This window comes from Microvirga sp. KLBC 81 (assembly GCF_003075415.1).
In the GTDB taxonomy this organism is placed as follows: Bacteria; Pseudomonadota; Alphaproteobacteria; order Rhizobiales; family Beijerinckiaceae; genus Microvirga.
In genome coordinates, this window is sequence record NZ_QDAH01000055.1 from 1 (window position 1) to 14,869 (window position 14,869).

16 protein-coding genes are annotated in these 14,869 nt (G+C 60.4%); 8 read left to right on the top strand and 8 right to left on the bottom strand.

Features of this window, described 5'->3' with window-relative positions:
- Positions 1-91 precede the first annotated feature (91 nt).
- Positions 92-1,108, bottom strand: coding sequence for an alpha/beta fold hydrolase (locus tag DC522_RS24255; RefSeq protein ID WP_116531176.1), 1,017 nt, complete (start codon positions 1,106-1,108; stop codon positions 92-94).
- A 726-nt stretch (positions 1,109-1,834) separates the two neighbouring features.
- Here DC522_RS24255 and DC522_RS24265 point away from each other — a divergent pair.
- The 3 genes from DC522_RS24265 (at position 1,835) to DC522_RS24275 (ending at position 4,567) form a co-directional block, all read left to right on the top strand.
- On the top strand, positions 1,835-2,359 hold the full coding sequence (locus DC522_RS24265) for an N-acetyltransferase (RefSeq protein ID WP_245444483.1): 525 nt from the start codon (positions 1,835-1,837) through the stop codon (positions 2,357-2,359).
- An 83-nt stretch (positions 2,360-2,442) separates the two neighbouring features.
- On the top strand, positions 2,443-3,648 hold the full coding sequence (locus DC522_RS24270; RefSeq protein WP_116531178.1) for an aminotransferase class I/II-fold pyridoxal phosphate-dependent enzyme: 1,206 nt from the start codon (positions 2,443-2,445) through the stop codon (positions 3,646-3,648).
- A gap of 88 nt (positions 3,649-3,736) precedes the next feature.
- The gene (locus DC522_RS24275; protein WP_116531179.1) at positions 3,737-4,567 is read left to right on the top strand and encodes an alpha/beta fold hydrolase; all 831 of its coding nucleotides are present in this window, start codon (positions 3,737-3,739) and stop codon (positions 4,565-4,567) included.
- Here DC522_RS24275 and DC522_RS24280 read toward each other — a convergent pair.
- The 3 genes from DC522_RS24280 to DC522_RS24290 all read right to left on the bottom strand — a co-directional run bounded on the left by DC522_RS24280 (position 4,539) and on the right by DC522_RS24290 (position 5,962).
- A complete protein-coding gene (locus tag DC522_RS24280) occupies positions 4,539-4,790 on the bottom strand; it encodes a hypothetical protein (protein ID WP_116531180.1) in 252 nt (83 codons plus the stop codon). The two genes, DC522_RS24275 and DC522_RS24280, sit on opposite strands and share 29 nt — an antisense overlap.
- 91 nt (positions 4,791-4,881) lie before the next feature.
- Positions 4,882-5,286: a PRC-barrel domain-containing protein gene (locus tag DC522_RS24285; protein ID WP_116531181.1), complete on the bottom strand. Its 405-nt coding sequence runs from the start codon at positions 5,284-5,286 to the stop codon at positions 4,882-4,884.
- A gap of 64 nt (positions 5,287-5,350) precedes the next feature.
- The gene (locus tag DC522_RS24290) at positions 5,351-5,962 is read right to left on the bottom strand and encodes a hypothetical protein (protein ID WP_133239358.1); all 612 of its coding nucleotides are present in this window, start codon (positions 5,960-5,962) and stop codon (positions 5,351-5,353) included.
- 194 nt (positions 5,963-6,156) lie between these two features.
- Here DC522_RS24290 and DC522_RS24295 point away from each other — a divergent pair, with 194 nt between their 5' ends.
- Positions 6,157-6,363 (top strand): hypothetical protein, encoded by a 207-nt coding sequence (locus DC522_RS24295; protein WP_116531183.1) that lies wholly within the window; start codon positions 6,157-6,159, stop codon positions 6,361-6,363.
- Between the two features lie 96 nt (positions 6,364-6,459).
- On the opposite strand, the gene rpsU is transcribed toward DC522_RS24295, so the two are convergent.
- Positions 6,460-6,762: a 30S ribosomal protein S21 gene (gene rpsU / locus DC522_RS24300; protein ID WP_116531184.1), complete on the bottom strand. Its 303-nt coding sequence runs from the start codon at positions 6,760-6,762 to the stop codon at positions 6,460-6,462.
- Positions 6,763-7,069: 307 nt separating this feature from the next.
- On the opposite strand from rpsU, the gene DC522_RS37105 reads away from it, so the two are divergent.
- The gene (locus DC522_RS37105) at positions 7,070-7,735 is read left to right on the top strand and encodes a cold-shock protein (RefSeq protein ID WP_116531185.1); all 666 of its coding nucleotides are present in this window, start codon (positions 7,070-7,072) and stop codon (positions 7,733-7,735) included.
- 442 nt (positions 7,736-8,177) lie between these two features.
- On the top strand, positions 8,178-8,618 hold the full coding sequence (locus DC522_RS24310; protein ID WP_116531186.1) for an Ivy family c-type lysozyme inhibitor: 441 nt from the start codon (positions 8,178-8,180) through the stop codon (positions 8,616-8,618).
- 198 nt (positions 8,619-8,816) lie between these two features.
- Here the strand turns inward: DC522_RS24310 and DC522_RS24315 are convergent, their stop codons facing one another.
- From DC522_RS24315 to DC522_RS24325, 3 genes are all read right to left on the bottom strand, one after another.
- A complete protein-coding gene (locus DC522_RS24315; protein WP_116531187.1) occupies positions 8,817-9,143 on the bottom strand; it encodes a DUF5335 family protein in 327 nt (108 codons plus the stop codon).
- A gap of 237 nt (positions 9,144-9,380) precedes the next feature.
- The gene (locus DC522_RS24320; protein WP_116531188.1) at positions 9,381-10,196 is read right to left on the bottom strand and encodes a universal stress protein; all 816 of its coding nucleotides are present in this window, start codon (positions 10,194-10,196) and stop codon (positions 9,381-9,383) included.
- 728 nt (positions 10,197-10,924) lie between these two features.
- Positions 10,925-11,344, bottom strand: a complete 420-nt coding sequence (locus tag DC522_RS24325; protein ID WP_116531189.1) for a hypothetical protein — start codon at positions 11,342-11,344, stop codon at positions 10,925-10,927.
- Between the two features lie 283 nt (positions 11,345-11,627).
- Here DC522_RS24325 and DC522_RS24330 point away from each other — a divergent pair, with 283 nt between their 5' ends.
- Positions 11,628-12,356, top strand: a complete 729-nt coding sequence (locus tag DC522_RS24330) for an MBL fold metallo-hydrolase (RefSeq protein ID WP_116531190.1) — start codon at positions 11,628-11,630, stop codon at positions 12,354-12,356.
- Between the two features lie 89 nt (positions 12,357-12,445).
- Positions 12,446-14,839 (top strand): penicillin acylase family protein, encoded by a 2,394-nt coding sequence (locus DC522_RS24335; protein WP_165820287.1) that lies wholly within the window; start codon positions 12,446-12,448, stop codon positions 14,837-14,839.
- Positions 14,840-14,869: the final 30 nt, after the last annotated feature.

A 14,869-nucleotide genomic window follows, 5' to 3' on the forward strand; every position in this document is an offset into this window, starting at 1 on the left:
AGGTTTGCGAGAAGGATGTGACAGGATGGATGAACGGTCGCCCGGCGCACCGCAAGCCTGAGCGAAAAAATGGCCCGTTGAGGTCTCACCGCTAAAAAGGTCCAGTGCGCGCGGATTTCCATGATGGCCCGGAGCAGGTGCTCCAACCAGAGGCCGGATAGATTGATGCAAACCGTCTCTCATCCAATCTAAAGCAGCCCTCTTGCAACGCACGGCCGGTCCATAGATTTTTCGTGGAGTCCACAATGTCGGTAAACAGCACTGTCGCAAGAACCCGGTCAGGCTCGAGAGTGGCTCGTGCTCCCGTCAGGAACTCTTCGATCTCATCGGCTAAACGGTCCACGTCGCCGACCCAGGCCACATGATCGGAGCCAGGTAGCTCGACATATCGTGCACCAGGGATTGCAGCCCCGAGGTAACGGCCTGCCTCCACGCTGACTCTTGGATCATCTGTTCTGTGTAGGACGAGTGTCGGTACGCGGATCACCGGAAGGATGTGACGGATGTCGATCTCGTTGTTCATTCGCATGAGAGCAAGCACGGCGGACGGGCTGGCCCCGAGCCGCTCGAAACGTGCCCACCAGCGCTTGAAGCGCTCGTCGGACAGCTTGCCGGGCGCGAAGGCTTTCAGGCTCGCGCCGGTCCCCCAATCCCGCTCGATCATCTCAAGGAAGGCTGTGAATTTGTCGGGCGGCAGCACCCAGGAGGGGAAGTGGCCGTAAGCCCCATACAGCACCAGCGCCTGGGTGCGTTCAGGGTAGGTTGCGGCAATGAGCACGCTCATTGCGCCTCCCTCCGAGATGCCAAAGAGGGCAGCCTGCGTGCTCCCCACCGCGTCCATGACGGCGCGCACATCGTCCATGCGTTCTTCCAAGGTCGGCAAGTTCCCGAGGCGGTCCGAGAGGCCGGTTCCCCGCTTGTCGAACAGGATCAGGCGGCTGAAAGAACTCAGGCGGGAGAGGAAGTGCGCCAGGGTCGGCTCCTCCCAGTAATGGTCGAGGTTGGAGATGAAACCTGGGACGAAGACCAGATCGAGCGGCCCTTTGCCGACCACCTGATAAGCGACGCGAAGATTGCCGCTTCGGGCGTAATGGATTTCCGCCTGCATAGCTCGGCTCCCAGGCTGGTATTCCTGCTCGATAACGGATGTAGATGGAATTGATGTCAGTGGAAGGGTGAGCAATTCGATCCTGTACCGTAACAGACCTCGGCCAAGGGGTGCTGCCATTCCGGTGTGGGGAGTTCGAGTTGCGCAGGTAATTTGCCCATCGTGCCAGAGTGCCCGGAGACGGTTGCGACCGCCAATCTCAGCCGTCGTGCGGCCTCTCAATCCGCTCGGCAAAAAGCTCCTGGAACTTCCAGAGCCCTCGATCATGGCTGATCCAGCGGGGCAGATCGTTGGGCGGCTTTACCGTCATCTCCCGCGCACCAGCCTGCCAGGCGGCGCTTGCAAGTTCTCTACCTCGGAGCCGCATAATCCTGAAGAAGGAGGATGCCAGCCTCTGGCATCCTCCGAGACTCGGTTCGATCACGGCCAAGATACCTGTTGCTGTCTCCGTCAGACCATTCCGCAGGCGACCACGTGATCTTCCACACGCCGCCTTCCTCGCCTGCGTGGTACCTCATTTCATGTGATTCTGAGTGGGCTCTTACCCTGACGGAGAAACCAATGATGACAGATCAGATGAACACTTCCGGGAAGGTGGCCCAGTTCAAAGCGCGGACCACCGTCTTGAGCCGCGTCACATCTCCCGAGCCCAGCCACTCGGAGGCTGTTTCGGATATCCGGGTCCAAACGGCAGGCATAGACGATCGGTCTCGGCTCGTCGCAACAATGGCTCTCGCGTTCAGCACGGACCCTGCCGTACGCTGGATGTATCCTGGGCCTGAGACCTATCTTGAGTACTTCCCTCAATTCGTCACAGCATTCGGCGGCAGGGCCTTCGAGTGCGGTACAGCCCATTTCATCGGCGATGTTCAGGCCGCCGCGCTGTGGCTGCCGCCGGGTGTACAGCCTGACGAGGAGGATCTGATGAACCTCTTTGAGCGCACGGTTCCGGAGCAGGACCGGGAGGTATTGTTCGCGATTTTTGAGCAGATGGGCAACTACCATCCTCATGAGCCACACTGGTACCTCCCGCTGATTGGGGTCGATCCGATCCAGCAGCGGAAGGGCTATGGTTCAATCCTGTTGGCCCATGCCCTCAGGACCTGCGACGCGGCTGGAATGCCCGCCTACCTCGAATCCTCAAACCCGGAGAACATCCCGCTCTACCAGCGCCATGGCTTCGAGGCTCTGGGGACCATTCAGGTGGGGAACTTCCCACCAGTTACACCCATGCTCCGCCGTCCTAATTGAGGAACGACCAAGGACAACAGCGTCGGAATGCGATGTAAATCTCGCATTCCGAGCCAACACGGGTCAGAGCCAGGAGAGATGTAATGCAGGTCGTCTCCAATCGTGTCCGCGCTGCGGCGAACAGCTTCGAGCCCATCCGGCAGTTCTACTTTCAGTCCCGCTATGCCGACATGCGGGGTGAGCCTGACATCTGCGACTTCACCTTCGGCAATCCGCATGAGATGCCATTGCCGGGGCTGGTCAAGGCAATCCGGCATCATGCTGTGCCGCACAACAAGGACTGGTTCGCATACAAGACAAGTGAGCCTGAGCCCCAGGCATTCCTGGCCGAGCGCCTGAGCGAGGAGCTGTCGCTGCCATTTGAGCCTGCTGATATTGCACTGACCAACGGGGCTATGGCGGCCATTGCGGTGGCGTTCCACCTGCTGCTCAATGTGGGTGACGAGGCGATCTTCTCTACCCCAGCATGGTTCTGCTACGAGCCCATGCTCCTCGCAGCGGATGCTGTGCCCCGAAAGGTCAGACTCCAAGGTGAGCGGTATGATCTGGACCTCTCTGCCATTGACGAGGCTATCTCATCGCGAACGCGTTTGGTTATCGTCAACACGCCGCATAACCCCACGGGTCGCATCTACAGCCGCGACCAGCTGGTCGCATTGGCGGATCTGCTGAATCGCGCTTCGGAGCGGATCGGGCGACGCATCTTTCTGCTCTCTGACGAGCCCTACCGTCGTATCCGCTTTGACGGGCATGACTTCGTCAGCCCAGCGGCGGTTTATCCGTGGACGTTGATCTCCTACAGCTACGGAAAAGTGCTGCTGGCTCCAGGGCAGCGGCTCGGCTATTTGGCTCTCTCGCCACTGATGCCGGAAACGGATAAGCAAGCCATTCAGAGCAGCCTGTTTGCCGCCCAGATGGCGCTGGGGTGGTGCTTCCCCAATGCGGTGATGCAGTATGCCCTGCCTGATCTGGACGGGCTCAGCATCGACATACCTATGCTCTCAGCCAAGCGAGCCAGGATGACTGCGGCTTTGGAGCAGGCGGGCTACGAAGTGCTGCCATCAGAGGGCACCTTTTACCTGTTCTGCAAGTATCCTGGTGCGAACGGGGATCAGTACTGGAATGCTCTGGCGGAGCGTGACGTGTTCGTCATGCCCGGTCGCGTCATGGACGTTCCAGGTCACTTTCGCATCAGCCTTACGGCCGCTGAGCCGATGATCGAGCGCAGCCTTCCTGTCTTTGCAGAAGTTGCGCGAGCAATTCAGTATGAGCGGCAGGCTGCCGAGTGAGACGACATCCTGACGGAGATGTCCTGTGCCCGTGATAAAGACCGGTTCCTGGACCATCGACTATACCGAAACAGGGAGCGGTCCTTGTATGATCCTCCTGCACAGTTCAGTGGCGGGTAATCGCCAATGGCGCGCCACGATTGAGGCGCTCCAAGATCAGTACCACGTCATCGCAATCAACCTCTTCGGCTACGGGCAGACGAGCGACTGGCCCGACGACCGGCAGCAGACCCTTGCTGATCAAAGCGAATTGGTTCAGCCGTTCATTGATCAGGCTCACGGCGATGTTGCCTTGGTCGGGCACTCCTTTGGTGGTGTGGTGGCGATGTCTGCCGCCTTGCGCCGCCCGGACAAAGTATCCCGTCTGATCCTGCTGGAGCCCATTCCCTTCTGTGTGCTCGCAGACGCTGGGCGGGTGGATGCTTATGCCGAGATTGCCCGGTTGCGGGGCTTCGTGAAGCGGTGTGGCGGATCGGGTGATTGGGAGAAGGGAGCCGCCTGCTTTGCGGATTACTGGAACGGAGAGGGCACTTGGGCCGCCATGTCGCCCGAGCGGCAGAAGACCTTTGCTTTATCGATGCGACCCAATGTCCATGAATGGGATGCCGTACTCGGGAGGACGAGTCAACAAGACTGGTCCACCATTCATGCCAGGACCCTGGTGGCCTGGACGCGAGATACGAAGCGACCCGTTCGCGAGATCGTTGAGGTGCTGCGGGAACGGGCTCCGCATTGGCAATACCGCGAGTTCAGCGAAGGCGGGCATATGTTTCCGTTGACCCGGCCGAATATCACGAACCGCTTGATCTCCGAATTCTTGTGCGACACGGATCGGGAGCGCGATCCGGGCATCACTTTCTTCAACCTGACGGATCGAAATCCAGTGCCGGCTATTCCGCAAAGCGGACGAACGCCCTGAGACCCTTGATCAGCAACTCACGCTGATCATCCGGGAGATAGCCCTTGCACGTGGCGTCGACGAGTGCCGCCAGTTCCTCCCTGCTCGGTCGCCGCTCCCTGATCTCGCTCGCCCACATGATGATCTCTGAGGCGCGGTTGGCGCAGGATGGGCATTCGTCGGCGATCTTGCGGGCCAGTGCAACGATGCTGTCGAGAGGTGAGGCTTCAGGATTGTCGGGCATCCTGTGCTATTCCCATCTTACATCGAGCCGAAGGGCCGAACGACCCTTTGGCTCGTGTCTGCTGACTTTGCCGGCGGCCGTGACCGCGACCTCAGATGCCCCAGTAGTAGGGTATTCGCCAGTAATCGTGCAGTTCGCGCTCGCGATCCCGGTCTGTCCAGTCATAGTCATCGCGATCCCGGTAGAAGGTCGGAGCCCCGCGCAGCTGCTCTTCGGTGATGTCCGTGCGGTAGCCGCCCAGGCCGGTGTCGTAGGTCAGCTTGCTCCAAGGGATGGTGTGCTCGTCCTCGCCCATCCCAAGAAAGCCACCAAACGACATCACCGCATAGGCGACCTTGCCGCTGATCTTCTCGATCATCAGCCGCTTGATCGAGCCAAGGTGGTTTCCCTGCGGATCATACACGGCAGTTCCCTCGACCCGATCACTTTCGATCAGGGGCTTGCCTGTCATCACGCCCGGTGCATCGGTGCGAGTTGTCGTATCTGTCTGGGCCATTGCTCGTCTCCTCTGTCAGTTCGTTCAACAAGCATCGTTTCCTTCGCCCGCTCTGCTGTGCAGATCACTCCTCGTGTTGATCGTCACGGCGAGCGGTATAGCCGCGTCTGGTTCTGGCATATTCCGGCACGCGCCTCTCCTGGCTGCTGTGCTCGCCATGGATCATCCAGGCCAGCGCGTAACCAACCGCTCCAGCCATCAGGAGCCAGGGCCACGGGTTGGCCGTTATCTGCTGGCGCACCAGCCGACGACTCTCTTGGTAGGAGCGCTCGGCCTTGGGATAGCGGTCGCGAGCTTGCCGTACATAGTGCTGGCCTTCGCGGTAAGCCTCACGGACCGTTCCGGAGGCCGTCTGCGCCACGTCCTGCATGGCCTCCCTCACCTGATCCAGAAGCTTTTCGGCGGTTTCCTGTTCAGCTTGATCCTGGCCGTCTCGGCTCTGGCGGCTGGAAGCCGTGGGCGCCCCCGCTTGCTGATCGGGTGCGATGGCCTTCCTGGTGACCGTCACCGAGACTGGATCGCTGGTCGGGAAGGTCTCCTCGATGGCATGATCAAGCCTCGCATCGAGGTTCTCTTTCGAATTCTCAGGCAAATCGCAATCTGGTGGACAGGACCCCGGCTGACTTTTCATCTCACCAGGAATGGATTGCCCGTGCGCTGAGGGTGCATCGGCCATGGCCGTTCTCCATCAGGAGACCGGAATCAGGACACCATCCGGCTCCGCTTCGCCAAACCAACTCCGGGTTGAGAGTGCCGTTCCAGGTTAGGATTAACATAGATTAGAAATTTCCCGCCGCTCCGGAACGCCGATGACCCTTCAAGATTTATGGCCTAGCTCCACCAAGGGAGCAGCTTGACCGGAAACGCTCCATGGCCCTTGCGACAAGTGATGACTGGCCTGCGGGTCAGCTTATTGTTGTCCTTCACGCGTGGCGCGGGGACGGTTTCTGGCAGGATATCCAAGTCGAGGTGCAGCAGCGGATTGGCGCTGATCTGCGGACCATGGACACCGACCTGCTTCAGCAGCCGTTGTCTCCAAACGAAATCCGCCGAATCGTCCTTGAGGTGATCATCTAACCTTCCGTCTCGGTTCTCACAATTGAGGCGCGAAGTGGCGCGCAATGCGCCACTCGCAACGCTTGAGCCCGATGCTCGGCTCTATCTTGGATTCGATTAGACCTTCGGCTCCGACGCTGCAGGGCGCGATCCCGCGTTGAGACCAGTCCCCGGTCGGCGCGGTCCGGCAAAACGCGGCTTCGGCTTGGGAGCGGCGATCAACCCCTCCCGGATGGCCTGCTTGCGGGCCGCCTTGCGGTTGCGCCGCACCGCCTCTGCCTTCTCACGGGTCTTGCGCTCGGAGGGCTTCTCGTAGGCCTTGCGCTGCTTCATCTCACGGAAGACGCCCTCGCGCTGCATCTTCTTCTTGAGCACCCTGAGGGCCTGATCGACATTGTTGTCACGTACCAATACCTGCAAAATGGTATCCAATCTCATGCTTGGAGCGGGCCGGCGGACCTGGCATAGGCCATGGGCGATGGTAGGCCGGCAGGAAAGAGGGCTCTCGCCCTCCTGGCGAGGCCGGACCTTAGCACAGTTTCAGTCCACGGCACGGATTTTCGTCCTCCAGGCCGAAAAGGAGCATGCGTTGGCGCCGCGAAGCCTGAGAGGAGGCGTCCGCTTCCCCATCAGAGATCACATTTTGAGCCGATATCTCTCTTGCCCTTGAGGGGTGAGAACGCTACGGCTTATGTCGAGACAAGAGAGACTTCAGAAGGCAGTTTAGATGGGCCGGGGTAACGAGCACCGCAATCGCCAGCGTCAATTCGGCGGTCAGCCCGCTGATCCTTGGGGCGAATACGCCCCGCCATCACCCTCCTACGAGCGGCCTGCTCGCCCGCAAGCCCCACGGGTATCGTCGGGCCGCGAGGCCGAGGCCCGGGTGAAATGGTTCAACCCTGACAAGGGCTTCGGCTTTGTCGAGCTGACGGACGGCTCGGGCGAGGCTTTCCTGCACATCAGGCAGGTGGAGGCCGCAGGCCACAGCGTTCTGCCCTCCGGGACGACCCTGGTGGTCCAGGTCGGCTCGGGCCAGAAGGGGCCGCAGGTCAACGAGATCGTCAGTGTCGACACCAGCACGGCTGAACCCGAGCCCGCTCGTCGCAGTCCACGCCCGCCAAAGGCTCCGATGAGAGCTTCCGGCGGGCGTCCACGGCAGGGAAGCTTTCAGGCCGGCACCGCCACCCCGGACACCATCGGTACGGTGAAGTGGTACAATCAGGCCAAAGGCTTCGGCTTCATCACTGTCGAGGGCGAAAGCAAGGATCTGTTCATTCACGTCTCAGCGCTGGAGCGCGCCGGTCTCAGCGGATTGGAGCCGGGGCAGGTGGTTCGCGTCGCCATCGCGGAAGGGCGCAAGGGCCGTGAGGTCGAGGCGGTCGAACTCGCTTAAGCGGAGCGGCGTCCCATTCCTTGAACTCAGGGTGCTTCGTCTCCACGATCCGTTGCTCCGCCAGCTTGAGCACCACCCGCCTCGGCGATAGCGAAGACGGGTTCTGTGCCGATTTTCGGCAGGGCCGACCACGGTTCTTTCTCGAGTACGGCAGACAGGCGCCACCGCTTGAGAGGTCACCGGACGGACAGGTGCCGCCTTTTGGAGCGACCTGGGCGTAGACGTCGGATGTGGCCATCACCACGGACAGACCGGTCAGAAGGACAGCGCATAAACGGCGAACGGTTAACCCGAACGTTGTCGTCGGCATCGGCATTTACTCTACCGGCAGTTTGGTTCGGGCGGTCTGGTCTGCAGCGTAGACTGACCTCGCTGCCCGGATAAAGTCCTGGTCGATCCGTGACACGGTCAGAAGGCCGGCACGTGATCGGGAGGGGCGGCAATGGCAATTCGGTATCTCAGGCACGCTCTCGGTGTCGGCCTTTTGGTCGCCGGGTCGTTTCTGTGCGCGGGGATATCCGTCCAGGCTGCCTCCCCGGGCATGCCTGATTATCCGTGGGATCTGCGCCAGAAGATGCCAGTCCATTACCGGGCCTATCTGAAAATCCTGCCGGCCCGGTTGAAGCGCACGGCCTGGTTCGGCCGGTTTGACGGAACCGGTATGCCGGTTGAGCGGGTGGCGGTCGACAGCAAGGTGTATTTTGCGGGCGGGATCTGTAAGCCGCATGAGTGCGCGGACAATTACCTCACCTTCCTGGTCGAGGCTGACGGCTCGCGTGCCGTGGCGATGGTGAAGGCGACGGAGACAGGCGGCCAGATCGTGGAGCTCGGACATCCAACGACGGCTGAGCGGCAGTTTATGGCGAAGGAATTTCAGGATTAAACAGGGGGGCAGCGCAGGGACAGTAGCTCAGGTTCCAGCCCCGAGAAGCGCGTGGCCGAGCATGGCCCCGCCCGGATCAGTGCAGTCATGATTGCGCTCGGTTGAGAATGAGCGGGCATGATTGCATCCACTCGCCTCGCAGATATGTCGAACAGGACCGCTGCCGGCGGGGAGTGTCCGCCGATAACGCCTCCCTCGTCAGAGGATGACAGGTCGCTGCAGCTGAACGATATGCTGATTACCTTCCCCATCCAGGATGGATAGGCTCTCAATCCCGCTTGGGCCCTCCTCGACATAAAGTTCAACTGGCTTGTGAATGAGGTGGTCGAGCCCTTCCAGCGCCACTTCGAGCACATTGTCCTTTGGGTCATAAGCAATGCCGAGCAGCCTAATCCCCTCAGCCTCGACTTGGTTGCCCAATTTGGGGGAGACGACCCGCACTTCCGCTCGTCTGTCGCTGAGGCTCTCTGAAACTTGATCGAGATAAAGGCGCCAATCGGACATATCGATCATTCTGGCGGTCATGGCCAAGGCCCTTCCATTGCTAAGATCCTAATCTCAAGATTTTTCAGGCAATTATCAGAAGTCGCAACAGGGCAGCCTGTCATAGCAAAGAAGAGAGTACGGTGCTCGGCAAACGAAAAGGCCCGGGTCCTCTGTCCCTCGCGGAGGCAACCGATCTGAGTAGCGGAGGGCCCGCAGCTCAGACCGCTCATCACAAGAGAACGAGCCGGGGCGGGGAATGTTTGCACGGCACTCAGCTCAATGCGACATCAGCACGGGAACGGTCATGGTTTGGAGGATTCTGCGGGTCGTGCCGCCCAGCACGATCTCCCGCAGCCGCGAATGGCCGTAGCCGCCCATCACGATCAGATCGGCATTCACGTCCGCCGCATGTGACAAGAGAGTATTTGCAACATTCACCTGTTCGCTAAGGCTTGTCACGTGAGCCACAATGCCGTGCCGCGCAAGATGGCGCACGATGTTGCTGTCGCGCCCGTTGCGGCTGCCTCTGACGTTGCCGACCGCCACAATCTCGACCCGCTCGGTCAGTGCGAGCAGCGGCAAGGCATCTGCGATAGCGCGAGCCGCAGGGCGTCCCTCGTCCCATGCGATGAGGACTGTCCGGAACTGTGAACGTCCGTAGCGGAAGGGAACAATCAACACCGGACGTCCCGACCCGAATAGAATGGCCTCGATGATGTCGGATGTCTCTGTTCCGGCAGGATCAGGTTGCTGGAGAACGGTCGTATCAAAATACCGGGCGAGGCCGCTGATCTCGTCGCCGATGTCTCCAGTGGCGACGTCAAGCATCAACGTTTCCGCGGGAACACCCAACCGCCTTGCTTCCTCCGAGAAAGCATCGAGCGCCGTTCGTGCCGTATTCTCAACATCCTCACGCATGTGGTTCAGAATATCGCTCGGCATTTCTGAACGGATGAAGGCAGGTAAGCTGGGGGCGCCGCCGGACGAAGTTGCCGTCAGTGTCGCGCCATTGATCCGAGCGAGTTCCAAGGCATAGCGATTGCCGGCATCTGTGTCTTTGCCGATCACGAGCAGCAAGTCTTTGAAGGGCATGTCCGCCTCCTTTCACGAAGGCGCGGAAGAGGCCCCCGATCCGGGGGCCGAATTGCGCACGATTATAGCACAGCCAAGCATCCAGGCCTATCTACGGCTGCGGTCAAGCTGTCGTCTCGGTACGCCTCAGAAAGGCAGGATTGAATTCAGGAGGTTGAGCTGCCTCGCCAGGATCGGACTATGCACGATAGCGATCCAAGCTGCCACACCTTCCATGGAGCCTTCGAAGTCCCTGACCGAGCGGGACAGGCCAGGCCACGCGAAGGCTCATTATATGCTCATTGCCACGGCGGTGCAGTTGGGGTGGCCTCGCGATCATGCTGCGGGTCGGAGGTCCTCTGCACGGCGAGGGCTGCCGGCGCGTGCAAACCCTAGAGCCTCGGACGTGAAACCTGGATTTGCACTTCTGGGATCGATCCGATGCTCCCTTTCTGGAGGAGCGCATCGCTATTTGCGGAAAACCGGGTTCCCTTTCCGCTGACGCGGCCCTTCGGTTCCGCACGATGCGCTAGGGACTGCGCCTTTCTCTCTGGATCCCGGCATCATCTCCATGGCCCGGTTGACGAGGTAAGAGGTGTGTGCCTGCCGCCACGGCTCTTCAAAGAGGGCGTGATCGGCCCTTTGCGATGAGGCGATGGTCAGCAAGTGGCACCATAAATTGCGCCGCAGCGCTGATCCAATTGTAGGTCTGCTCTGCAGAATTAGACTCGGCTGCAGACCTATTCCGATCAGGGAATAGGATTAGCAGGACCTTGGGCTACCACCATGAAGATGGCAGAGATCACTCCCGCAAGGGCCAAGCTGCCGAGCAGAAGCGTACGAAAGGGGATATGGCGGCTGGCCCAGGATAAGCGCACCGCTTCCTTGTGCTGTTGTCGTGCCGCTATCTGATCGGCAGCGATCAGGTTGAGCAGGGTATCGATGTCATCAAGCAAGTCGATCATCTCACGAGAGAGGGCCGCGTTTCGCCACTGCTGCCGCTGATCCCTGGTCGTCTTGAGCTTGATGGACTGTGCCCGAAGAAGTGCCTCTGCATGCATTTCTCGGCGGATCGCATGGAGGCTTAGGATCATCAAGACAGGCACGAGAGCAATAAGTCCGAGAGCTATCCAATCTGCGGCGGTGAAGCTTGACGGAAGGATGTCCATGGCGGTTCCTCCACATAGCACCTCGATAAGACGCTTTCCGAACAGGGCTGCGCTCGCAGCACCCGGCAATTTTTGATTTTACCGCTAAATGCCCTTTGATCACCCGCGCAATTGGTGACTTTCGGGTAGAATGCTAAAGTTAGAAGATTCAAGCTCGCGTTCATGAGCCGTGTGAGCGTTCATTCGCGTCAGTGTAGCTCAAACTCTAAAACGTCAATCAGGCGAGAATTGAGCCCGTGATCGGGGGATCATCCATTGGCAGGAGAAGCAATGGAGAACCAAGATGGAAACCAGGATCGACGAGATTGGCGATAGGATCTACCGCCTATCGACCTTCGTGCCCGACATCGTGCCGCCCTCCGGCTTTACGTTCAACCAATTTCTGATCATGGGCGATGATCCGCTGCTGTTTCATACAGGCCTGAGAACGATGTTCCCCCTTGTCTCTGCGGCCGTCTCCCGGATCATGCCGGTCGACAAGCTGCGTTGGATCACGTTCGGTCACTACGAAGCTGACGAATGCGGCTCAATGAATGAGTGGCTTGCGGTGGCTCCGCAGGCGGAGATTGCACACGGAATGACAGGATCTACCGTATCATTGATCGACACGGCAGATCGGCCTCCACGGGTGTTGTCGAATGGTGAGGTTCTCGATATCGGGGGTAGGCGGATCCGCTACATCGACACGCCGCACGTGCCGCATGGCTGGGATGCAGGTGTGATTTATGAGGAGACGAGCAGGACGTTATTCTGCGGAGATCTCTTCACCCATGTCGGCGACGGCCCTGCCGTAGTTGAAACGGAGATTGTAAGCCCTTCGCTCGCGGCGGAAGACATTTTCGGATTTACGAGTCTTGGCCCAACAACGGCACCAACAATCCGCAGGTTGGCGGATCTGGCGCCACGCATGCTTGCGGTCATGCATGGTTCCTCATACGCCGGCAATGCCGGCGCGGCCCTTCAGGACCTTGCCGGTGCCTATGAGACCCGCTTGCGGGCTGCCATGGCCTGAAAGGTCGCGGCTTGGCGGCTCACCGAAAAGATCCGTGCGGCCGAGTTATTGTAGGAACGATGATGCGGCTGCTCGGAAACCTCCCTCGAATGCGGTTTTGGATTCGCGGAACGCTGGTCATTTTCGGCGTGATTGCGATTTGCGCCCTCGCCGGCGGTACATTGATGTATTGGCGTCTGCGCGCCAGCCTCCCAATACTGGAAGGCAATGTCGCGGCGCCTGAACTCTCCGCTCCCGTCACGGTGACGCGGGATGCTCAGGGGGTGCCGATGCTTGTCGGGCGTTCCCGGGCTGATCTCGCTTGGGCACTAGGTTTTTTGCACGCGCAGGAGCGCTTCTTTCAAATGGATGGCCAGCGCCGCCTTGCGGCAGGCGAGCTCTCGGAGCTGGCCGGAACTGTCACCCTGAATCAAGATCGCGTACATCGAGTTCATCGCTTCCGGAAACGCGCCGCCGCAGTATTAGCCGGAATGATGCCGGAGGAACGCGAAGTTCTCGATGCTTATGTTGCTGGGGCCAATCGGGGCTTGCAGGACTTGGGCGCCCCCCCTTTCGAATATCTGGTTCTGCGTTCGACGCCTGCGCCCTGGACGGCCGAAGACACCGTGCTGACCGTATACACGATGTATTTGGACCTGCAGGAAGCCGACGGGGCAACCGAGCGTCGACGGGCCAATGCGGAGGAGGCACTCGGAGGGCAGATGGCTGCCTTCCTTTTTCCCGAGGGCACATCGTGGGATGCCCCGCTCGATGGGTCGACCCTGCCAATGCCGGCGATGCCAGACGGCAATATCAAGAAAAGGACGGGCTTCCCTCGGCCGTCTGGCGAGGCCGAGGAGGAAGCCACTAGCCTCGGCAGCAACAACTGGGCCGTGGGAGGCGTCCTCAGTGCACGCGGTGCCGCGATCGTGGCCAACGACATGCATCTTAACCTGAGGGTTCCGAATATCTGGTACAGAGCACGGCTCGTGTTGAAAGACGAGGGCAGCGGCACCGCTCTCGACATCACGGGCGTCACGCTGCCTGGTGCTCCGAATATCGTGGCCGGCAGCAACGGCAAGATCGCCTGGGGCTTCACCAACAGCTATGTCGATACGAGCGACGTGGTCATCCTCGAACCTGACGCGGAACGCCCCGATCTGTATCGCACGCCCGCGGGCGCCCGGCACCTCGACCATGTTGAGGAGCACCTCTGTCCCAAGGATGCCGCATGCGAGATCCTGCCAATCGAGGAGAGCCTCTGGGGGCCCGTTATCGGCACCGACCGCCAAGGCCGCAAAATTGCTTATCGCTGGATCGCGCACGATCCTGTGGCGGTCAACCTGCGCAGCATCTTGGAACTGGAGCGTGCCGAGACGGCGCGTACAGCGCTGGACATCGCACACCGGATGGGCGTTCCGCATCAGAACCTCGTTGTCGGCGACGCTCAGGGCAACATCGGCTGGACTGTCACCACGGCGATGCCGAAGCGCTTCGGGTTCGATGGACGTCTCCCGGCGTCGTGGGCCGACGGTACCAAGGGATGGAGCGGATATCTGGTGCCGGAGGAAGTGCCGGTGGTCTACAATCCCGAGAACCAGCGCATCTGGACCGCAAACAGCCGAGTGGTCGGCGGGGAGGCCTTGGGGAAGATTGGCTTTGGCGCCTATGCTCACGGATCCCGTGCTCGCCAGATCAGGGACGGATTATTGGCCAAGGAGCTTTTTGACGAACAGGACATGCTGGCCATCCAACTGGATGATCGCGGGGTGCTGCTGGAACGGTGGCAAGCCTTGATGCTTCAACGCCTGCGGGCAGGGGCCGGAAACCCTCACTACGCGGCACTTATCCCGGCGGTCGAGAACTGGGGAGGCCGGGCAGTTCCAGACTCTGTCGGCTACCGACTTGTCCGGACGTTTCGGATTGAACTGATAAATGCAGCCTATTCCGCCTATACCGCGCCGATGCGAACAGGCGAGCCCGCATCAGCGAGCGGCTGGCCGCCTCAGCCTTTTTTACCGAGGCAGGCAGACGAGCCGGTGTGGCGACTGTTGTCAGAGCGCCCGGCTCATCTCGTGCCGCCTGGTTACAGGGATTGGGATGGGGTCGTGGACGCCGCAATCGAGAAAACTCTGTCGGCCGTTGCCACACGGGCGGATGGCCGACTTGAAGCCTTTACCTGGGGCGCCGCCAACCGGGCGGAGATCAGACATCCGCTTGCACGAGCCGTACCCGGGCTGGCGCTGTTTCTGAACCCGCCGGATGAGCCGCAATCGGGGGATCTCTATCAGCCTCGGGTGGCTGGTCCAGGAACCGGAGCATCGGAGCGGTTTGTGGTGGTACCGGGGCACGAAGGAACAGGCATCTTCCACATGCCAACCAGTCAGACCGGTCATCCTCTCTCACCCTACTACAATGTCGGGCACGAGGATTGGGCGAGGGGCCGGGCAACCCCATTCCTGCCAGGAGACCCAAAGTGGCGGTTGGTGTTCCACCCGCAATGAGCATACCAGCCCATACAGCCGTCAGGAAAC